The sequence below is a fragment of the Streptomyces sp. NPDC051567 genome, assembly GCF_044454165.1.
GTDB lineage: Bacteria > Actinomycetota > Actinomycetes > Streptomycetales > Streptomycetaceae > Streptomyces.
Genome location: NZ_JBITDK010000011.1, coordinates 38920 through 58574, shown reverse-complemented (window position 1 = coordinate 58574; position 19655 = coordinate 38920). Strand labels below are relative to the sequence as shown.

Genomic DNA, 19655 nt, shown 5'->3' with positions numbered 1-19655 from the left:
CTGACCGCCGCCGCCCAGCGACCGGCTGGACCGCGAGACTCCCGGAGGGGCCGTGCACCTCGCCTACACCCCAGAGCAGCAGCGGCTGCGCGCCGAACTGCGCGCCTACTTCACCGCACTGGTACCGCAGGACGTCCCCACCCGCCACCACGACCCGGCCGACCGCAAGCGGTTCTACCGGCAGACCGTCCGCCGGCTCGGGGCCGACGGCCGGCTCGGGGCCGGCTGGCCCGAAAAGTACGGCGGCCGGGGGATGACACCGGTGGACCAGTTCATCTTCTTCGACGAGGCCGCCCAGGCCGGGGTGCCCCTGCCCCTGATGGCCCTCAACACCGTCGGCCCCACCCTCATGAGGTTCGGCACCGACGAACAGAAGGCGTACTTCCTGCCCGCGATCCTCGCGGGCGAGATCGACTTCGCCATCGGCTACAGCGAACCGGACGCCGGCACCGACCTCGCCGCGCTCCGCTGCCGGGCCGTGCGCGAGGGCGACGAGGAGAGCGGCACCTACGTCGTGGACGGACAGAAGATCTGGACCACCAACGGCGACACCGCCGACTGGATCTGGCTCGCCGTCCGCACCGACCCGCACGCCCCCGCCCACGAGGGCATCACCTTGCTCCTCGTACCGACCGCCGACCCCGGCTACTCCTGCACCCTCATCGACACCCTCGCCTCGCACGACACCACCGCCAGTTTCTACGAGAACATCCGGGTCCCCGCGAGCCGCCGCGTCGGCCGGGAGAACAAGGGCTGGCGGCTGATCACCGCCCAGCTCAACCACGAGCGCGTCACCCTCGCCGCCCACGGCACCATGGCCGTCCGCGCCCTCCACGACGTCCAGCGCTGGGCCGCCGCGACCCGCCTCGCCGACGGCCGCCGCGTCATCGACCTCTCCTGGGTCCGCGCCCGCCTCGCCCGCACCCACACCCGCCTCGACGCCATGAGGCTCCTCAACTGGAAGATGGTCGGCGCCGTCCAGGACGCCACCCTCACCCCCCAGGACGCCTCGGCGGTCAAGGTGTACGGCTCCGAGGCCCGCCGGGACGCGTACGCCTGGCTGATGGAGGTCGTCGGCGCGGCCGGCTCCCTCAAGGAGGGCTCCGCCGGCGCGGTCCTGCACGGCGAACTCGAACGCGGCTACCGCAGCGCCGTCGTCTTCACCTTCGGCGGCGGCAACAACGAGATCCAGCGCGAGATCATCTCCTGGCTCGGCCTGGGCATGCCCCGGGTCCGCCGCTGACCCACCGGACCCACCCCGCACAGGATTCCCGCAGCTCCGCCCCGGCCACGGGCGGCGGGCCGCGCCGGGGGGAGCGACGCGGCCCGCCGGGCCGGGCAGCGGCCCTCAGGCGTACCCACCGCGCACATCAGCGGCCATACTGGACGGGCCGGGGAGGGCGGAGCACGACAACAGGGGCGGCTTTAAGACATGGTGGAGTCCAGGCTGATCCAGGGCCGGTACCGCTCGCTCGACCTGATCGGGCGCGGCGGCATGGGCGAGGTGTGGCGGGCCCGGGACGAATCGCTGGGCCGGCACGTCGCCGTGAAGTGCCTCAAACCGATCGGACCGGAGCAGGACGCGCACTTCACGCAGGTGCTGCGGGAGCGGTTCCGCCGGGAGGCGCGCGTCGCGGCCTCCCTCCAGCACCGGGGCGTCACCGTCGTCCACGACTTCGGCGACGACAGCGCCGCCGGAGGCCCCCTCTACCTCGTCATGGAACTCCTCGAAGGCCGCAACCTCAGCCAGCTCCTGGAGGACAACGGGACGCGCCCGCTCCCCGTGGAGACGGTCCTCGACATCGCCGGGCAACTGGCCGCCGCCCTCGGCTACACCCACGATCAGGGCGTCGTCCACCGCGACCTGAAACCCGCCAACATCATGCGGCTCACCGACGGCACGGTGAAGATCTGCGACTTCGGCATCGCCCGGCTCGCCCACGACATCGGCTTCACCGCCAAACTGACCGGCGGCGCCGTGGCCATGGGCACCCCGCACTACATGTCGCCCGAGCAGATCGCGGGCGGCGAGGTCGACCACCGCAGCGACCTCTACTCCCTCGGCTGCGTCCTGTACGAGATCATCACCGGGGTCCCGCCCTTCGACCTCGGCGACTCCTGGTCGGTCCTGGTCGGTCACCGCGACACCGCCCCCGTCCCGCCGCGCGAGCACCGGCCCGGCCTCCCGGACCACCTCGACCGGCTGGTCCTCGACCTGCTCGCCAAGCGCCCCGAGGACCGCCCCCGCGACGCCCGCCACCTCCTGCGGCTCCTGTCCGGGCCCCCGTCCGCACCGGGCCCGGCGCCCGCCGCCCCGGCTCCGCTGCCCGCGTGGGCCCGGGGGATGACCGCCGGACGCAAGGCCGGGACCGGGGCCCGCCCCGCGAGCGGCGGATGGACCGCGCTCACCACCTCCTGGACGGCCGCGCGGCCGGGCACCACCCCCCGTACCCCGGGCACCGGCAGCCCCGGCGACCTGCGGCCCGCCGCCCGCCCCGGGCCCGCCGAGGACCCGCGGCTCACCGTGGCGTACAGCCTGCGGACCGGCCCCGGCCCGCGCGAGAGCAGCCCCGACGCCCTCGCCGCCGGACACACCCGCGCCTTCGCCCTCAGCCGGGCGGGCCGCACCGAGGAGGCGCTGGCCGGGTACGAGGCCGTGGCCGAGGGACGGGCCCGGGTGCTCGGCCCCGACCACCCCGACACCCTCGCCGCACGCCAGGAGGCCGCGTACGAACTGGGCCGGCTCGGACGCCACCGGGAGGCCCACGCGGTCTACCGCGCCGTGCTCACCGCCCGCACCCGGACCATGGGCCCCCACCACCCCGACACCCTGCGCTGCCGCCACAACCTGGCCTGCGCCCTGGGCGCCCTCGGACGGTTCGGGGAGGCCCACACCACCGCCGCCGAGGTGGCCGCCGGCCGGGCGGCGGTGCTGGGCGCCGACCACGCCGACACCCTGCTGACCCGCTACGAGGCCGCGTACGCGCTCGGCCGCCTCGACCGCTGGGAGGAGGCGCTGGCGGGCTTCCGCCAGGTCGCCGAGGCCAGGGAACGGGTCCTCGGCCGCGACCACCCCGACACACTGGCCACGCGGTACGAGGCCGGCATCGCGCTCGGCCGCACCGGCCGCTGCGCCCAGGCCCTGGACCTGTTCCGGGCCCTGGTCCGCGACCGCACCCGCGCCTACGGGGCGGCCGACCCCGAGACGCTCCGCGCCCGGCACGTCCTCGGCGTCAACCTGGGCCGGCTGGAGCGCTGGGAGGACGCGGTGGCGGAGGCCCGGCAGGTGGGCGACGTGCGGGCCCGGGTGCTCGGGTCCGGGCACCCCGACACCCTGGCCAGCCGCCGCGAACTCGCCCTCGGACTGGGCCGGCTGGGCCGCTGGGAGGAGGCGCTGCCCCTGCACCGGGAGCTGGTGGGGGCCCGTGAACGCGGCCTCGGCGCCGGCCACCCCGAGACGGTCGCCGCCCTCGCGGACGAGGCCCACTGCCTGGAGAAGCTCGGCCAGGTCTGCTGCCCCGAGGTCTGACGCTCCCGCCCACGGTCCGCCGTCCGGCTGCCGGAACCGCTGGTCCGGCAGCCGGGCCCGGCCGGGGCCTCACCCGTCAGCGGGGGTCAGGCGTCCGAGGGCTCGATGACGACGACCGGGATCTCACGGTCCGTCTTGGCCTGGTACTCGTCGTACGCGGGCCAGAGCCGGGCCATCACCGGCCAGTACGCGGCGCGTTCCCCGGCCGTCGCGGTGCGGGCGGTGCCCTGGACGATCCGGGGCCCGACCTGGACGCGGACCTCCGGGTGCGCGCTCAGGTTCCGGTACCACAGGGGGTGCTCGGCGGCGCCGCCCTTGGAGGCGACGACGAGGTAACGGCCGTCGGCCTCACCGTAGATGAGCGGCGTCCGGACAGGGTTCCCCGAGACGCGGCCCACGGTGGTGAGCAGGAGGGTCTGCGTGCCGTTCCATTGGTGGCCCTCGGCACCGTTCGAGCTCGTGTACAGCGTGACGTGGTCCCGCTGCCAGCCCTCCCTCGGGTCGGTCGGGTGGTCCCAGTCGATGGCGGTCATATGGATGCTCCTGCCTTCGCGTTGAACGGTCGGGTGAACCTCGACAACGAATGCCGCCCCCCACGGGGCACGACGCTCCTACCGTACGGGTGACCCGCCCCCACGGGCCCGCCGCGGCAGAATCCACCGCCTTCCCGGCTGTTCGACCCAGCGGTACAGCGCCCAGGCCAGGGCGAGCGACACGCCGAAGACGGCGGCGGTGAAGACCAGCGCCGGCTTCGTCGCGAGTTCGGGACGCGAGCCGAAGAGCTGTTCCGCGGTCCGCATGACAAGGACGTGGACCATGTAGAAGGCGAAGGACCACTCGCCGAGCCGCACCAGCCACCGGTGCCGCCACGGCGACCCGGTCCCGCGCAGGTCGTTGAGGGCCGCCGCCGGGACGAGGCAGGCGAGCCCGATCACCGTGAACGCCGCGTAGCTGGTGCCGCCGGTCAGCTGATGGGCACCGAAGTAGCCGATGAGGGTGAGCCCCATGGACACCTCCGACCCCGGTCCGTGCCATGCCCCGGTCCGGACCAGGAGGCCGATCGCCGCGCCGAGGACGAACTCGGGGAACCGGGCGAGGGGGAAGGAGTACAGCGACCAGTCCAGGGCGAAGGTGGAGTTCGCCCAGGGCAGCAGGATCACCGTCAGGACGCAGGCCCCGACGAGGACGGTCAGCGCGCGGGGACCCATGCGGCGCAGACCCGCGTACAGGGCGGGGAAGACGGCGTAGAAGAACGCCTCGCAGACCAGCGACCAGCTGACCGGGTTCAGCGCCTGCCACCACTGCGGATTCCAGGAACTGACCAGCAGCAGGTTGGCCGCCGCCTCCACCGGACCGCCGGGCCGCAGCCCCGGTACCAGGGTGAAGGCGAGCACCAGCGCCGCGGCGGCCGTGACCAGGTGCACCGGGTAGACCCGTGCGGCACGCCGCCGCCAGAACATTCTCGTACCGTCGCCGCGCGCGGACCAGGCCAGTACGAAACCGGACAGGATGAAGAAGAACGAGACCCCCGTCGCGCCCGCTCCGAACGCCCAGTCGATGATCCGGGCGTCCTCGCCCCCGAAGTACCCGAAGTTCCGCACGTGGTAGACGAAGACCACGAAGGCCGCGGCCCAGCGCATACCGGTCAGGGACGGCAGGGGTGTTCCGGCGGCGGGTTCCACGGAGGCCGCCCCGGTCCGGGGCCGGGATGCCTGGAGCGTCATCGCCGCACCTGCCCGGTGCGGGGGCACGGCAGGCCGGTGCGGAGGGGCGGAGGAGGTGTCGGGACGTGCATGAGGAGAGTCCTGTCAGGAGATTTCGCGTGCGCCTCACCGCGTGCGGGCGGCGAAGGGCCCGTACGGAGGCAGCACGTGGCGTCCGCCGGGTGGCCCGCGGACGCCATGAGGGAAAGGGGTGGGGGACCGCGGAGGAAGGCGGTCGTCGTGCCGGCCGTGCCGGTGTCCGCAGCGCCGGACACCGGCACGGTTTCTCAGCCGGCGTGGAGCGGCAGCTGTCCCGGCCTGTCGGTGACCGCGCGGATCAGGACGGCGGTGGTGGCGGTGATCTGGCCGGACATGCCCCGCGGGCCGTCCTCGACCAGGACGCCGCGCTCGCCGAGGAACTCCAGCGTGCGCCTTTCGAAGATCCACTCGGTGCGCTCGCCGGCATGGGTGCGGGCGACGGCGACACCGTGACGGCCGTTGGCGTCCACGGCGTCGTCGACGACGGTGACACCGGGGATGAGGGCGGCGGCCTTGTAGAGGGTGGCGTTGACCTCCGGCGGAGCGAGCTGCCCGCGCAGCAGGTCGCCGATGGTCACGAACGCCTCCTGGTCCGGGTCGGGGCCGGCGCCCCTGGTCTCGTCGTAGATCAGCTTCAGCAGGACGCCGGGGTCGGTGGGCAGGGACTCCATGGAGCGGTAGGTCGGGTTCACCACCTTCGGCCCGGCGCCCGGTGCGGCCGGGCGGCTCCCGCTGCCCGTGCCGGGGACCTCCTCCATCGTCATCACGTCCATCTCCTTGCCCCTCTGCCGCACCCGGCCCGGACGGCTCCCGTCGACCGAACTCCAGAGATGGGACATGCCCGCTTCCTCCAGGCGCAGGCGACCGTCCCCGTCCTGCACCGTGGAGTAGGCGACCTTGCCGGCGACGTAGATGTACTGGTCGTCGCGGACGGCGGGCGCTGGCCTGGCCGCGGCGACGCCCGCGATCCGGTCCAGCAGCACCGAGGCCGTCGCCGCGCGGGCCCCGGGTACGGCCGGGCCGGACTCCCCGTCCGGGTGCGGGCCGGTCAGCAGACCGGCGGCCAGTGCGGCGGCCAGGGCCCCGGCGGCCAGCGGGACGGACACGGACCACGCCCTGCGACGCCGACGGCGCTCGGCGGCGGCGGCGGTGTTCTGCCGGACCTCGTGCATCAGATGGTCCTTCAGGAACCGGTGACGGTCCGCGGGCAGCTCCCGTTCGGCGGGAACCGGCAGCAGCCGGGCCATCTCCTCGCGCTCGGCCGGGGCGGGCCGGGACGGCCTGGGGCTCATCGGGTCTCCTCCTGGGCGAGCCGGACCGCGGGAACGCGGCCGCCTTCCATCGGTCCGCGGCCCGGTTCCGGGCCGTCGGGCCCCGTCGCGACCAGGGAGCCGCCCCCGGCCCCGGCGGACCTGTGGAGCTTCTCGTGGGCGCGAGAGAGGCGGGAGCGGACCGTTCCCACGGGGATGCCCAGCGCCCTGGCCGCGGCGGCGTGGTCCAGACCGGACCAGACGCACAGGGAGATCACTTCCCGCTCGGGGCGGCGCAGCCGCGACAGGGCCGCCTGGACCAGCGCGATCTGTCCCGCGTCGTCGATCCGGCCGACCAGCTCCTCGGCGAAGTCCGGCAGGACCTGCTCACGCGGCAGGCGGCCGACGGCCGCCTCGTGGCGCCGGGCGGCCCGGCGGGTGTTCCTGGCGGTGTTGGTCGCGATGCCCAGCGGCCACGGCCGCAGCGACTCCTCGTCCAGGTCCACCGTCGCCCGCAGCCGCCAGGCTTCCAGGAAGGTCAGGGACAGGACGTCCTCGGCCGCCGACCAGTCCCCGGTCAGCCGGAACGCGTGGTTGTACACCGTCCGCGCGTAGTCGTCGAAGAGGGACCCGAACGCCTCGGGATCTCCCGCCCGTATCCGGGCGCGTTCACTCATCTCCATGCCAGGTACTGTCCGGCCGGCCCGGGAGGGTTCCCCGAACGTGACGCACCCCACAGCGTGCGGGCCGTACGGCGCCGCCCGCCGCGGGGTGCCGGACAGGCGCGGTTCTCGCGACGGATTCCGTCCGGTGTGGCCCGTCCGGCGTGTTCAGTCCGAGGACCTGGTCCAGCCGACGGCCTCGACGCGGGCGGCGTCGGCCGGGCGGTCCTCGGCGAAGAGCAGGCCGGACGGTTCCGCCACCCGGACGGCGTCCACGTAGATCCCCCGGCCGACGTAGCGCCCGGTCGCGGTGTGCCGCAGGCGCAGCCGCACCTCGCGGCCCGCCCAGGCGGCGAGCGGGGCTTCGAGGCGGTGCCAGACCCGGCCGGACCAGCCGTCGGCGCGGCCGTGCGGCCACGACTCGGCGGAGCCCCCGGTGCTCCGTACGGTGGTGAACGCCAGCGGCTCCCAGCGCTGCCCGTCGGCCGAGACCTCCAGGTGGAAGGCGCCCGCACCGGGGACGGTGTCCCACCAGAGCGCGCAGCGCAGCCGGGCGGCGGCCCCGGCCGGGGTGAGCGGCGGCAGGGTCAGGGTGCCCGAACCGCCGGGCTCCATGCCGGAGAACCAGGCGGGCCCGCCGTGGCGGGTACGGACCGGGACGGCGCGGGCGAAGCGGTTCCCGGTCGCGACCCGGGGCGCGCTTCCCGCCCGCCAGCTCCGCACGGGGTGCACGGAGTTGCCGAGCAGGATCAGGAAGGAGTCGGTGGAGGGGTCCAGGACGAGGGAGGTACCGGTGAAACCGGTGTGACCGGCGGAGCGCGGGGTGGCCATCGCGCCCATGTACCAGTGCTGGTACAACTCGAAGCCGAGGCCGTGGTCGTCGCCGGGGAAGGCCGTGTTGAAGTCGGTGAACAGCAGCTCGACGGAGGCGGGGCTCAGGATGCGCCGGCCCGCGTAGGCCCCGCCGTCGAGGAGGGCGCGGGCGAGAACGGCCAGGTCCCAGGCGGTGCCGAAGACCCCGGCGTGGCCCGCGACCCCGCCGAGCGCGTGCGCGTTCTCGTCGTGGACCTCGCCCCACACCAGCCCCCGGTCCAGGCCGGACCAGGGCGGGCGCTGCACCTCGGTGGCGGCGGTGACCCGGCGCCAGGAGAGCGGCGGCCGGTAACGCGTGCGGCGCATCCCGAGCGGGGCGGTGATCTCGTCGTGGAGCAGGACGTCCAGGGTGCGGCCGGTGATCCGTTCCAGGAGGAGCTGGAGCGTGATCAGGTTCAGGTCGGAGTACCGGTACACGCTCCCGGGGGTCTCCTGCGGCTGCACCGACCACAGCAGCCTCAGCTGTGCCTCCCGGGTGGACTCCAGGTAGAACGGCGCCCACGAGCGCAGCCCCGAGGTGTGGGTCAGCAACTGGCGTACCGTGACGGTCTCCTTGCCGCCGCCGGTGAACTCCGGCAGGTGACGCACGGCCGGGTCCTCCAGCCCCAGCCGGCCCCGCTCGATCTGCTGCACGGCCAGGACGGAGGTGAACAGCTTCGACAGCGAGGCCAGGTCGAAGACGGTGTCCTTCGCCATCGGGACGCGCCGGGGCGCCGGGAACTCCCGGGCCAGGTCGGTCCGGCCGTCGTAGTCCTCGTACCGGACGGCGTCGCCCACGGCCCGGTGCAGGGCGACGGTGCGGCCCCGGCCCGCGAGGACCACGGCCCCGGCGTAGTAGGGGCGGACGGGGGAGGGGCCCAGGAACCGCCGGGTCTCGTCCGCGACCGCCTCCAGGTGCCTGTCCACCAGTCCGGCCTGGCGCGCGGACCCGTACCGCAGCCGCAGGCCCTGGAGGGCGCGCCGCTCGGCCGGACCGTCCGTCGCCCCCGCGGCGCCGGGCAGCGCGGCGTGCAGGACGAGCACCCCGCCGAGCGCGAGCAGCCGCGCCCCGAGCCTTCTGCGGCTGAGCCCGCCGCCCGCTTCCACGCCGCCGCCCGCTTCCGTCCCGCCCGTACCCCCCTTGTTTCCCGTCCCGCCCGTACTTCCCGCACCACCGGTACCGCCCGCACCGCCCGTACCGTTCATGTCCGGACCTCCTCTTCCCTGCCTGCGCACGCTACGTGCTCTCTGCCCGCCCGCCCCGCACTGCCCGCACCGCCCGGCCCGTAAAGAATCTGACGCTGCATCAGCAAAATCTCTTCCCCCGGATGCGGCCCTGCGGCATCCTGCCGCCCATGGAGACCGAGCTGAGCAGGAGACTGGGAATCGAGCACGCGATCTTCGGTTTCACGCCCTTCCCGGCGGTCGCCGCCGCCCTCACCCGCGCGGGCGGCCTCGGCGTGCTCGGCGCCGTCCGCTACACCGACCCCGACGACCTCAGGCGCGACCTCGACTGGATGCAGGCGCACACCGACGGCAAGCCCTACGGCCTCGACGTCGTGATGCCCGCGAAGAAGGCCGTCGACGGCGTCGGCGAGGCCGATGTCGAGGCGATGATCCCGGCCGGGCACCGCGCGTTCGTCCGTGACACCCTCGCCAAGTACCACGTGCCCGAACTCGCCGAGGGCGCGGCCTCCGGCTGGCGGATCACCGGCTGGATGGAGCAGGTCGCCCGCCGCCAGCTCGACGTCGCCTTCGACTACCCCCTCGCCCTCCTGGCGAACGCCCTCGGCTCCCCGCCCGCCGACGTGGTCCGGCGCGCCCACGACCACGGCGTCCTCGTCGCCGCCCTCGCGGGCAGCGCCGCCCACGCCCGCCGTCACGCCGAGGCCGGCATCGATGTCGTCGTCGCCCAGGGCTACGAGGCCGGTGGCCACACCGGCGACATCGCCACCATGGTCCTCGTCCCCGAGGTCGTCGAGGCCGTCGCCCCGCTCCCGGTCCTGGCCGCCGGCGGGATCGGCAGCGGCGGGCAGATCGCCGCCGCCCTCGCCCTCGGCGCCCAGGGCGCCTGGCTCGGCTCCCTCTGGCTCACCACCACCGAGGCCGAGCTCCACTCCCGCGCGCTCACCGAGAAGCTCCTCGCCGCGGGCTCCGGCGACACCGTCCGCTCCCGCGCCCTCACCGGCAAACCCGCCCGCCAGCTGCGGACCGGGTGGACCGACGCCTGGGACGGCCCGGAGAGCCCCGGCGCGCTCCCCATGCCCCTCCAGGGCCTGCTCGTCGCCGAGGCCGTCTCCCGCATCCAGACGTACGAGGTCCAGCCGCTGCTCGGGACCCCGGTCGGCCAGATCGTCGGCCGGATGAACACCGAGCGCGGTGTCCAGGCCGTTTTCGACGACCTCACCCGCGGCTTCGAGGAAGCCGTCGACCGCATCACCCGCATCGCCGGCCGCGGCCGAACCGGGGCCGGGGAGGAGGGAAAGGGAGGAACAGCATGACCGAGCACCCGGGCGCGCAGCCGCCCAACGGTTTCTGGGCCCAGGCCGAGGCCGACCCCGGCCGCACCGTCCTGGTCGCCCCCGGGGGCGAGGAATGGAGTGCCGGACGGCTGCACGCCGACGCCAACCGCCTCGTCCACGGCCTGCGCGCCGCGGGCATGGAGCGGGGCGACGCCTTCGCCGTGGTCCTCCCCAACGGCGTCGAGTTCCTCACCGCCTACCTCGCCGCCGTCCAGGCCGGTTTCTACCTCGTCCCGGTCAACCACCACCTGGTCGGCCCCGAGATCGCCTGGATCGTCTCCGACTCCGGCGCCAAGGTCCTCATCGCCCACGAGCGCTTCGCCGGGGCCGCCCGCGCCGCGGCCGACGAGGCGGCCCTGCCCGCGAGCCACCGCTACGCCGTCGGCACGGCCGCGGGCTTCCACCCGTACGCGGCGCTCCTCGACGGACAGCCCGGGACGGCCCCCGGGGAGCGGACCCTCGGCCAGGTCATGAACTACACCTCCGGCACCACCGGGAGGCCGCGCGGCATCCGCCGCCCCCTGCCCGGCCGGCGGCCGGAGGAGGCGCACCTCGGCGGCTTCCTCGGGATCTTCGGCATCCGGCCCTTCGACGGCAACGTCCACCTGGTCTGCTCACCGCTCTACCACACGGCCGTCCTCCAGTTCGCGGGCGCCTCCCTGCACATCGGGCACCCGCTGGTCCTCATGGACGGCTGGAGCCCGCACGAGATGCTGCGCCTGATCGACCACCACGCGTGCACGCACACCCACATGGTCCCGACCCAGTTCCACCGGCTGCTCGCCCTCCCGCAGGAGGTGAAGGACGCCTACGACGTCTCCTCCATGCGGCACGCCGTCCACGGCGCCGCGCCCTGCCCCGACCACGTCAAACGGGCGATGATCGACTGGTGGGGCCGGTGCGTGGAGGAGTACTACGCGGCGAGCGAGGGCGGCGGCGCCTTCGCCACGGCCGAGGAGTGGCTGAGGAAGCCGGGCACCGTCGGCAGGGCCTGGCCCATCAGCGAACTCGCGGTCCTCGACGACGAGGGCAACCGGCTCCCGGCCGGCGAACTCGGCACGGTCTACCTGAGGATGGACACCGGCGGCTTCAGCTACCACAAGGACGAGGCCAAGACGCGGACCAGCCGGATCGGCGATTTCTTCACGGTCGGCGACCTGGGCGTGCTGGACGAGGACGGGTACCTCTTCCTGCGCGACCGCAAGATCGACATGATCATCTCGGGCGGGGTCAACATCTACCCCGCCGAGATCGAGGCGGCCCTGCTCACCCACCCGGCGGTCGCCGACGCCGCCGCCTTCGGCATCCCGCACCCCACCTGGGGCGAGGAGGTCAAGGCGGTCGTCGAACCGGCCGACGGCTTCGCGGCGGGCGAGGCACTGGCCGCCGAGATCCTGCGCCACTGCGAACGGCGGCTGGCCGGGTACAAACGGCCCCGGACGGTGGACTTCACCGCGGCGATGCCGCGCGACCCCAACGGCAAGCTGTACAAACGCCGGCTGCGCGACCCGTACTGGGCGGGCCACGAACGCGCGGTGTGACACGGGGTGCGGGAGGTGACGGCCCGGCGGGCGACCTCGCCGGGCGGATCGGCCGGGCGAGCGGGTCCGGCCCGATCCGCCCGGCGGCCCGCCCGGCGGGACCGGTCGTCCGCCACGCCCGGGGACCGCGTGAGAAGTGCCACGTCGGAGCCGCCGGAGCGCGCCGTACGCCGCACCGGAAGGACAGTTCTGGCAACTTGGCAGATATGAGTACGGCAACACACAGATCCCCCCTGACCGACTGGACCGTCATGGTCCCCGTGGCGGCGCTCGTCGCGCTCGCCCTCAGCTGGGGACGAGAGCTGCCCTCACTCGCGGTGGTGCTGGTCTCCCTCTGCCTCGCGGGCGCGGTGCTGGCGGCGGTCCACCACGCCGAGGTCGTCGCCCACCGGGTCGGCGAGCCCTTCGGCTCCCTCATCCTCGCCGTCGCCGTCACCGTCATCGAAGTGGCCCTCATCGTCACCCTGATGGCCGACGGCGGGGACAAGACCTCCTCCCTCGCCCGGGACACCGTCTTCGCCGCCGTCATGATCACCTGCAACGGCATCGTCGGCCTGTCCCTGCTCGTCGGCGCCCTGCGCAACCGGGTCGCCGTCTTCAACGCCGAGGGCTCCGGCGCCGCCCTCGCCACCGTGGCGACCCTCGCCACCCTCAGCCTGGTCCTGCCGACCTTCACCACCAGCAAGCCCGGACCCGAGTTCTCCACCCCCCAGCTGGCGTTCGCCGCCAGCGCCTCCCTCGCCCTGTACGGGCTGTTCATCGCCGTCCAGACCGTCCGCCACCGGGACTACTTCCTGCCCGTGGACACCAAGCGCATCCGCAAGGAGGCCGCCCGAGCCGAGGCCGCCGTCGCCGCGGGGGAGGAGGAGCACGCCGCGCCGCCGACCGCCCGCGCCGCCCTGATCAGCCTCGGCCTGCTGCTGGTCGCGCTCGTCGCGGTCGTCGGCAACGCCAAGGCCGTCTCACCGACCATCGAGGCGGGCGTCGCCGACGCGGGCCTGCCCAACGCCGTGGTCGGTGTGATCATCGCCCTGCTCGTCCTGGCCCCCGAGACCCTGGCCGCCGTCCGCGCCGCCCGCTGCGACCGCGTCCAGACCAGCCTCAACCTGGCCTACGGCTCGGCCATCGCCAGCATCGGCCTCACCATCCCGGCCATCGCGCTCGCCTCGGTCTGGCTCTCCGGGCCGCTGATGCTCGGCCTCGACCCGATCCACATGGTGCTGCTGGCCCTGACCGTCGTGGTCAGCGCCCTCACCATCGTCCCGGGCCGCGCCACGCTCCTCCAGGGCGGCGTCCACATCGTCCTGCTGGCCGCGTACCTCTTCCTCGCCGTGAGCCCGTAGGGCCGTAGCCCGTAAGCCGGCGGACCCGCCGTCCACCGTCCGTTGTCCACCGTCCGTGAGCCCGTGGGCCGTGCGCCTGCGGGCCCACGGCCTCCCGGACGGACCGTGCGGACCCCCCGGGAGGCCCGCAGGCCGGTACCGCTCGTGCATCCCCGGGTCAGCGCCGCTCGCGGGGCCGGACCACCGTCAGCTGCGGCGAGGCCAGGATGTCCCGCTCGCAGAACCGCGAGGTCACCCAGCGTTCCTGCGAGAAGAGCCGCGTCTGGTCGGCGTGGAAGGCCGAGGCCGGGTCCGCCGACTGGCTGTACGTCAGCAGCGTGCGCGCCACCGGGCAGCGGCCGCCGTTCCAGCCGACCGCCTGGATGTGGCTGGAACCGTGCGCGACCTCGGCGTAGCCGCCGCCCGCCGCGTTCCACGGCGCCTCGATCTTGTTCCAGACGCCGAGCGCCTCGGTCCCGCCGCCCACCGGCAGCCGCTCCCCGCCCCGGACCACGAACTGGTGCGCGCCCAGCGGGGCGTCCAGCGCGATCCCGGCCGCCCTCAGCTCCAGTACGGTGTCCGCGAGCGCCCGCCCGATCCCGGGCGCCGCCCGGTCGAGCGTACGGGGGGTGCGGACCGGATCGGCCGCCGAGAACGGCACCAGCCACAGGTCCCGGGGAGCCGTGTTCGCCGTCAGCCTGCGCCAGAACCGGTCGAAGAGCAGCGCGCCCCGGCTGGTGGTGTCGGTCGTGCGGTCCCACGAGGCCAGCACCCCGCAGGCCGCCGAGACGTCCACCGTGCTCCCGTCGCCCGCACCCGCCGTACCACCGGGCAGGGCGGCGCACGCCCGCGCCGCGTCGGCCGCCGCCAGGTCACCGGCCGGGGCCCGGTTCGCGTACTGCTGCCGCTGGAGGTCGGCCACCGTCAGCCCGCCCCGCGAGGCCATCGCCGACACGTCCTCGATCGCGCCCCGGGTCCGCAGTGAGCGCGGGGTGCCGATCGTGCCCCAGATCCGCTCGTAGCCGGTCAGCGGCCGGTCGGCATGGGCCAGCCAGGCGCTGTCGTTGGAGTTCTCGGCGTACGGGGCGTCGCGCAGCGTCGGCGCCCGCCCCGGGCCGAACACGCCCGGCTGCACCGCGTCCGGGTCCGAGCCGGGCGCGCAGTCACTCCGCGAACCGTCCAGCACCGCGAGCCCCGCCGAGGGGTAGGTGGCCCTGCCGAGCGGGGTGGAGCAGCGGGCGGCGAGTTCGTCGGTGATCCGGGGGAGCACCTGGGACTGGGTGAAGAGGGTGCCGCCCGCGGAGTCCGCGGCGACGGTGTTGACCCAGGGCAGCCCCTGGGTGCGCTTCAGGGCCTCCTGCATCCCGGCGACCGACCGGGCCCTGCCCAGGGCGAGGGCGGTGTCCGTGCCGCGCAGGTTCAGGGCATTGGGGTCGTTCAGCGCGTGGGCCGTGCCCGCCGTCCAGGGCAGCGGCAGGCCCGGACCGAGACCGGAGACGACCGGCCCGTACCGGGTCCACCACTGGCTGCGGGTCACCGCACCGGCGCCCGCCACCTGGACGCTGACCTTCCGCTCGGTCATCCGCTCCGGTTTCCCGTCGACCAGATAGGCGGTCGGGTCGGCCGGGTCGAGGGTGAGCTGATGGAGGTTGAGGGGGGTGCCGGTGGCCACCGTGTGGCTCCAGGCCGCTTTCTCGTTGAAGCCGATGTTGACCACCGCGGTGCCGAGCAGCGAACCGCCCGAGACGTTCAGCTCGCCCGGGATGGTCTGCTGCGACTGCCAGAAGCGGCGCCCGCCCTGCCAGGGGTAGTGGGGGTTCCCCAGCAGCAGCCCGCCGCCATCCGCCGTGGTGGAACCGGCGAAGGCCACCGCGTTGGAGCCCCGGTCGTAGCGGGTGGTGTCGAAGAACTCCCGGGCCGCCTCGGCCGCGGCGGCCGGATCGGCCGCCTCTGCTGCGCTGCCTTGACCGGACGTGCTGTCCGTACCGGCCGCGGTGCCCGTACCGGCTGCGGCGGACGGGCCCGGGGCGGTGGCCCGGGCCGGGGGCCGCGCCGCCGTGATGCCGTCGACGCCGCGCCCCTGGCCGCCGAGGACGGAGATCGCGAAGGTCCGCGCGGCCACGTCGGGGACGGTGACCGGGCGGACCCAGCCCGCGCCCTTGCACGCCGGGTCCGTGACGGTGTTCTGCGCGAGCCAGGCGTTGTACCCGGCGGCCCAGCCGCGCATCAGCTCCCGGACCTCCCGGCCGGGCCCGGCCGGCGCGGGCACGGCCATCAGCCTCTCGATCGTGCCGGACTCCCGGACCCCCTTGAAGTACAGGTCACTGGAGAGGTTCCCGGCCGCCGAGGAGAGCGAGCCGTCGGGTGCGGCGGACGCCCCGAACCAGCGCGAACGCTCCCCGGAGAGGGTCACGAACCCGTCGGCGAGGACACAGACCTGATCGCGGGCCTGGGCCCAGCCGGTGCCGAAGCCGAGGTGCGCGTAATCCTTGGCCAGGATGTGCGGGACACCGTTCTCGGTGTACCGGATGACGGCGGACAGGCCGCCGCCGGACGGCGTCCGGTCACCGCCCGCCGCCGAGGCGTGCGGGAGCGCGGCCGTCGAGGCGAGCAGGGCGGCGCCCGCGAGGGCGACGCGACGAAGGACCGGGCGGGTGCGGAAACGCAACATGCCTCCCCAACATCCTGCGGACGGCTGTGGTCGCCGGTGAACGGGCGGCGCGTCCGCGCCCTCCCACTCACGCAGGCGGGCCGCCGGTCTGTCAATGAGGCGTCGGGCGGCGCACGGTGCACGAGGAACATCCGGCGCTGTCCGGGAACGCCCCGGGGTGTCCCGTCCGTTGACCCTCCGGCGGGGCCGGGACGGGCCCGCGCGTCACAGGAACAGCGCGAAGGGGACAGCCGGTGCGGGGCGACACGTCGGTACGCGGGAACGGACCGGTACGGGGGAACAGGCCGGTACGGCAGAACACGGTGGACGGACTGGTGCGGGAGAGCGCCCGCCGGGTGCCCGGCCGGGAGGCGGTCCGCCACCGCGGGCGCGGCTGGACGTACGCGGAACTCGACGCGGCCGTCTCCACCGGCGCCGCCGTCCTGCGCGAGCGGTACGGGCTGGGCGACGGCGACCGGGTCGCGGTCCTCGGCCGCGACAGCGACGCCCACCTGCTCACCTTCCTCGCCTGCGCCCGCGCCGGGCTCACCCAGGTCCCGGTCGCCCCGGACCTCACCGGCGGGGAGCTCGCCCACGTCCTGGCCGACTGCGCGCCCGCGCTGGTGCTCGCCGATCCGGACCTGGCGGGGCGCGTCCCCGCCGGACCCGCCGTACGGCCGCTGCGCGACGCGCCCGGCTCCTTCCTGGCGGAGCTGGCCGAGCCGCAGGAGTTCGACCCCGACCGGGACCCGTACGAGGTGGTGCAACTGCTCTACCCCCGCGGTACCGCCGCCCGGTCCGGGGGCACGGCGCTGACCCACCGGATGCTCGCACGGACGTACGAGGACATGATCGGGGTGCTGGACCTGGACGAGGCGGACCGGCCGCTCCACGCGCCGGGGCTCGGCCACCCGGCGCCGGCACACCTCTTCCTGCTGCCCTGCCTGGCCGTGGGGGCGCGGAACACGATCCTGGACGAGCCGCTCCCGGAGCACGTCCTCGGCCTGGTGGAGGAGGACCGGGCGGACAGCCTCTTCGCCCCGCCGCCGGTGTGGACCGCCCTGGCCGGGCACCCGCAGCTCGGCCGGCGGGCACCGGACGGGCTGCGTAAGGGGTACTACGACGCGTCCGCCACACCGGGGCCGGTCCTGGACCGGCTGCGGCAGCGGCTGCCCGGCCTCGCCCTCCACGCGGTGGCCGACCGGACCCCGTAGGGGCGCTCCGGGGGCTGCCGGGCCGGGCGGTGTCACTCTGGTTCCGGGAGGAGCCCGTTCTCCCGGAGGCGCCGCAGGGTCAGGTGCTCGTGGACCAGGCGGCCGACCAGGGCGCCGCCGTAGACGACGAAGCCGACGCCGACCAGCCAGGACTGGACCACCAGCAGGGTGCCGAAGGGGCCGTAGGTCACGGCGTTCGAGGCGATCAGCGGGGAGAACACCAACTGCGAGAAGAAGCGCAGCCCCAGCAGCCCGAGGGTGGTCGCCACCGCCCCGGGCAGCATGGCCCGCCAGCGGACCCGGCCGCCGAGCAGCAGCCGCTGGGAGCCCCAGAAGAACAGGCAGGTGCCGCAGAGGTCGACCAGGGTGCCGACGACGATCCCGGCCCCGTGGTCGGACGGCGCCGGGACGACCACGAGCATCGCGAGGTAGCAGACCAGCAGGGCCAGCCAGACGACATGCCGCCACATGGTGTGCCAGCGGGCGGTCGGCAGGTCCCACACCTTCTCGTACCCGGTCTGCACCACCGAGCCGAAGGTCAGGCCGAAGGCGGCGACGGCGGCCAGCCCGAAGGCCGTGGTCCGCTCCAGGGCCAGGTCCGCCGCGCCGAACAGCATCTCGACGCGGACGCGCGAAGCCTCCGTGACCCCGAGGGCCTGGCCGAGCCACCGGCCGAAGCCCTGGCCGCTGCCGGGCGCGGCGGCGGCCACGACCACCAGCAACGGCACCAGGGTGAGGAACCCGAGGGCCGCGAAGCCCATCGCCCGGTGCAGCAGCTCGATCTCCCGGCCGCGGCTCCAGGCCAGCCCGACCGGGGAGCCCTGGAGCCGGTCGTGGAGGCGCCGGAGGATCGAGGTCACACCCCTTGCCCTACCCGCACGGCTCCGGCGGTTCCCGGGAGCCGCCCCCAAATGGCCCCGAACGGGTGGTTTCAGGCGCCCGGAAGCGTGTCTCCCCCCTTCTCCCGGCCGGTGCCGGTGCCGGTGCCGGTGCCGGTGCCGGTATCAGGATCAGGATCAGGATCGGCGGGGAGGTCCCGGTGGCCGCGGAGGTCCACCAGGCGCTTGATCTTCCCGACCGAGCGTTCCAGGGTCTCCGGCTCGACCACCTCGACCCCGACCGAGACCCCGATGCCCTCCTTGACGGCCCGGACCACGGCCGCCGCCGCGCTCTCCCGCACCCCGGCGCCGGCCCCCCGGCGCGCCTCCACCCGCACGGTCAGGGCGTCCATCCGGCCGTCACGGGTCAGCCGCAACTGGAAGTGGGGAGCCAGGCCGGGCGTCCGCAGGAGGATCTCCTCGATCTGGGTCGGGTACAGGTTCACCCCGCGCAGGATGACCATGTCGTCACTGCGGCCGGTGATCCTCTCCATCCGGCGGAAGGCAGGCCGGGCGGTACCGGGCAGCAGCCGTGTCAGGTCCCGGGTGCGGTAGCGGACGACGGGCATGGCCTCCTTGGTCAGCGAGGTGAACACCAGCTCCCCGGGTTCCCCCTCCGGCAGCACCGCGCCCGTCAGCGGATCGACGACCTCGGGATAGAAGTGGTCCTCCCAGATGTGCAAGCCGTCCTTGGCCCCGGAGAACTCCTGCGCCACCCCCGGCCCCATCACCTCCGACAGGCCGTAGATGTCCACGGCGTCGATACCGAGCCGTCCCTCGATCTCCCGGCGCATCTCCTCGGTCCACGGTTCCGCGCCGAAGATGCCCGTCCGGAGCGAGGTGGCGGCCGGGTCGATGCCCTGGCGCTCCATCTCGTCCAGCAGGGTGAGCATGTAGGAAGGGGTGACCATGATGACCTCCGGCCGGAAGTCCTGGATGAGCCGGACCTGGCGGTCCGTCATCCCGCCCGAGGCGGGCACGACCGTACAGCCGAGGCGCTCCGCGCCGTAGTGCGCGCCGAGGCCACCGGTGAAGAGGCCGTAGCCGTAGGCGATGTGGACGGTCTGGCCGGGACGGCCCCCGGCCGCGCGTATCGACCGGGCCACGACATCGGCCCAGGTGGAGAGGTCCCCCTCGGTGTACCCGACGACGGTGGGACGCCCGGTGGTGCCGCTGGAGGCGTGGATGCGGCGCACCTCGGGGCGCGGTACGGCGAACATCCCGAAGGGGTACTGGTCGCGCAGGTCCGCCTTGGTGGTGAAGGGGAAGAGGGCGAGATCGGCGAGGGAGCGGCAGTCCTCGGGCCGCAGCCCGGCCTTGTCGAAGGACTGCCGGTAGAAGGGCACCCGGTCGTAGACGCGGCGCAAGGTCGCGCGCAGCCGGTCCAGCTGGAGCGCCGCCAGCTCGTCGCGGCCCAGCCGCTCGCCCTCGTCATGGAGATCCGCGTACGCCGTCATGCCGCCACCTCACCGTGAGTCAACCGACCGATCATT

At 74.6% G+C, this 19655-nt stretch carries 14 protein-coding genes; 6 read left to right on the top strand and 8 right to left on the bottom strand.

All coding sequences use genetic code 11. The features are described from left to right. Positions 1-52: 52 nt before the first annotated feature. The gene (locus ACIA5F_RS14970) at positions 53-1243 is read left to right on the top strand and encodes an acyl-CoA dehydrogenase family protein (RefSeq protein WP_399352825.1); all 1191 of its coding nucleotides are present in this window, start codon (positions 53-55) and stop codon (positions 1241-1243) included. A 189-nt stretch (positions 1244-1432) separates the two neighbouring features. Next, the gene (locus tag ACIA5F_RS14965) at positions 1433-3529 is read left to right on the top strand and encodes a tetratricopeptide repeat protein (RefSeq protein WP_399352823.1); all 2097 of its coding nucleotides are present in this window, start codon (positions 1433-1435) and stop codon (positions 3527-3529) included. Between the two features lie 86 nt (positions 3530-3615). Here the strand turns inward: ACIA5F_RS14965 and ACIA5F_RS14960 are convergent, their stop codons facing one another. The 5 genes from ACIA5F_RS14960 to ACIA5F_RS14940 form a co-directional block, all read right to left on the bottom strand. Next, positions 3616-4062, bottom strand: coding sequence for a nitroreductase family deazaflavin-dependent oxidoreductase (locus tag ACIA5F_RS14960; RefSeq protein ID WP_399352821.1), 447 nt, complete (start codon positions 4060-4062; stop codon positions 3616-3618). A gap of 78 nt (positions 4063-4140) precedes the next feature. Then, entirely contained in the window at positions 4141-5253 is a 1113-nt protein-coding gene (locus tag ACIA5F_RS14955; RefSeq protein WP_399352819.1) for an acyltransferase family protein, read from the bottom strand. Between the two features lie 266 nt (positions 5254-5519). Then, the gene (locus tag ACIA5F_RS14950) at positions 5520-6563 is read right to left on the bottom strand and encodes a CU044_5270 family protein (protein WP_399352817.1); all 1044 of its coding nucleotides are present in this window, start codon (positions 6561-6563) and stop codon (positions 5520-5522) included. Further along, positions 6560-7204 carry an RNA polymerase sigma factor gene (locus ACIA5F_RS14945; protein WP_399352815.1) on the bottom strand — a complete coding sequence of 215 codons (645 nt, stop codon included), beginning with the start codon at positions 7202-7204 and terminating at the stop codon, positions 6560-6562. Before ACIA5F_RS14945 ends, ACIA5F_RS14950 begins: the two co-directional genes overlap by 4 nt. A gap of 147 nt (positions 7205-7351) precedes the next feature. Further along, positions 7352-9241, bottom strand: a complete 1890-nt coding sequence (locus ACIA5F_RS14940) for a serine hydrolase (RefSeq protein ID WP_399352813.1) — start codon at positions 9239-9241, stop codon at positions 7352-7354. Positions 9242-9390: 149 nt separating this feature from the next. On the opposite strand from ACIA5F_RS14940, the gene ACIA5F_RS14935 reads away from it, so the two are divergent. From ACIA5F_RS14935 to ACIA5F_RS14925, 3 genes are all read left to right on the top strand, one after another. Beyond that, complete coding sequence (locus tag ACIA5F_RS14935; protein WP_399352811.1) at positions 9391-10536, top strand: nitronate monooxygenase; 1146 nt, start codon at positions 9391-9393, stop codon at positions 10534-10536. Continuing rightward, complete coding sequence (locus ACIA5F_RS14930; RefSeq protein ID WP_399352809.1) at positions 10533-12098, top strand: acyl-CoA synthetase; 1566 nt, start codon at positions 10533-10535, stop codon at positions 12096-12098. The genes ACIA5F_RS14935 and ACIA5F_RS14930 overlap by 4 nt, the downstream gene beginning before the upstream one ends. A 206-nt stretch (positions 12099-12304) precedes the next feature. Beyond that, positions 12305-13441, top strand: coding sequence for a calcium:proton antiporter (locus ACIA5F_RS14925; RefSeq protein ID WP_399352807.1), 1137 nt, complete (start codon positions 12305-12307; stop codon positions 13439-13441). A gap of 157 nt (positions 13442-13598) precedes the next feature. Here the strand turns inward: ACIA5F_RS14925 and ACIA5F_RS14920 are convergent, their stop codons facing one another. Beyond that, a complete protein-coding gene (locus ACIA5F_RS14920; RefSeq protein WP_399352805.1) occupies positions 13599-16091 on the bottom strand; it encodes a penicillin acylase family protein in 2493 nt (830 codons plus the stop codon). Positions 16092-16393: 302 nt separating this feature from the next. Between ACIA5F_RS14920 and ACIA5F_RS14915 the strand changes: the two genes are divergently transcribed. Continuing rightward, positions 16394-17284 (top strand): AMP-binding protein, encoded by an 891-nt coding sequence (locus ACIA5F_RS14915; protein WP_399352802.1) that lies wholly within the window; start codon positions 16394-16396, stop codon positions 17282-17284. Between the two features lie 32 nt (positions 17285-17316). On the opposite strand, the gene ACIA5F_RS14910 is transcribed toward ACIA5F_RS14915, so the two are convergent. Both ACIA5F_RS14910 and paaK read right to left on the bottom strand, forming a co-directional pair. Then, complete coding sequence (locus tag ACIA5F_RS14910) at positions 17317-18144, bottom strand: YhjD/YihY/BrkB family envelope integrity protein (RefSeq protein WP_399352800.1); 828 nt, start codon at positions 18142-18144, stop codon at positions 17317-17319. A 71-nt stretch (positions 18145-18215) separates the two neighbouring features. Beyond that, positions 18216-19619: a phenylacetate--CoA ligase PaaK gene (paaK, locus tag ACIA5F_RS14905; RefSeq protein WP_399352798.1), complete on the bottom strand. Its 1404-nt coding sequence runs from the start codon at positions 19617-19619 to the stop codon at positions 18216-18218. Positions 19620-19655: the final 36 nt, after the last annotated feature.

What these genes read in the sequence shown, in the direction of transcription:
- ACIA5F_RS14965 (WP_399352823.1), top strand. Translation starts at nt 1,433, where the DNA reads ATGGTGGAGTCCAGGCTGATCCAGGGCCGGTACCGCTCGCTCGACCTG.
- ACIA5F_RS14960 (WP_399352821.1), bottom strand. Translation starts at nt 4,062, where the DNA reads ATGACCGCCATCGACTGGGACCACCCGACCGACCCGAGGGAGGGCTGG.
- ACIA5F_RS14955 (WP_399352819.1), bottom strand. Translation starts at nt 5,253, where the DNA reads ATGACGCTCCAGGCATCCCGGCCCCGGACCGGGGCGGCCTCCGTGGAA.
- ACIA5F_RS14950 (WP_399352817.1), bottom strand. Translation starts at nt 6,563, where the DNA reads ATGAGCCCCAGGCCGTCCCGGCCCGCCCCGGCCGAGCGCGAGGAGATG.
- ACIA5F_RS14945 (WP_399352815.1), bottom strand. Translation starts at nt 7,204, where the DNA reads ATGGAGATGAGTGAACGCGCCCGGATACGGGCGGGAGATCCCGAGGCG.
- ACIA5F_RS14940 (WP_399352813.1), bottom strand. Translation starts at nt 9,241, where the DNA reads ATGAACGGTACGGGCGGTGCGGGCGGTACCGGTGGTGCGGGAAGTACG.
- ACIA5F_RS14935 (WP_399352811.1), top strand. Translation starts at nt 9,391, where the DNA reads ATGGAGACCGAGCTGAGCAGGAGACTGGGAATCGAGCACGCGATCTTC.
- ACIA5F_RS14930 (WP_399352809.1), top strand. Translation starts at nt 10,533, where the DNA reads ATGACCGAGCACCCGGGCGCGCAGCCGCCCAACGGTTTCTGGGCCCAG.
- ACIA5F_RS14925 (WP_399352807.1), top strand. Translation starts at nt 12,305, where the DNA reads ATGAGTACGGCAACACACAGATCCCCCCTGACCGACTGGACCGTCATG.
- ACIA5F_RS14920 (WP_399352805.1), bottom strand. Translation starts at nt 16,091, where the DNA reads ATGTTGCGTTTCCGCACCCGCCCGGTCCTTCGTCGCGTCGCCCTCGCG.
- paaK (WP_399352798.1), bottom strand. Translation starts at nt 19,619, where the DNA reads ATGACGGCGTACGCGGATCTCCATGACGAGGGCGAGCGGCTGGGCCGC.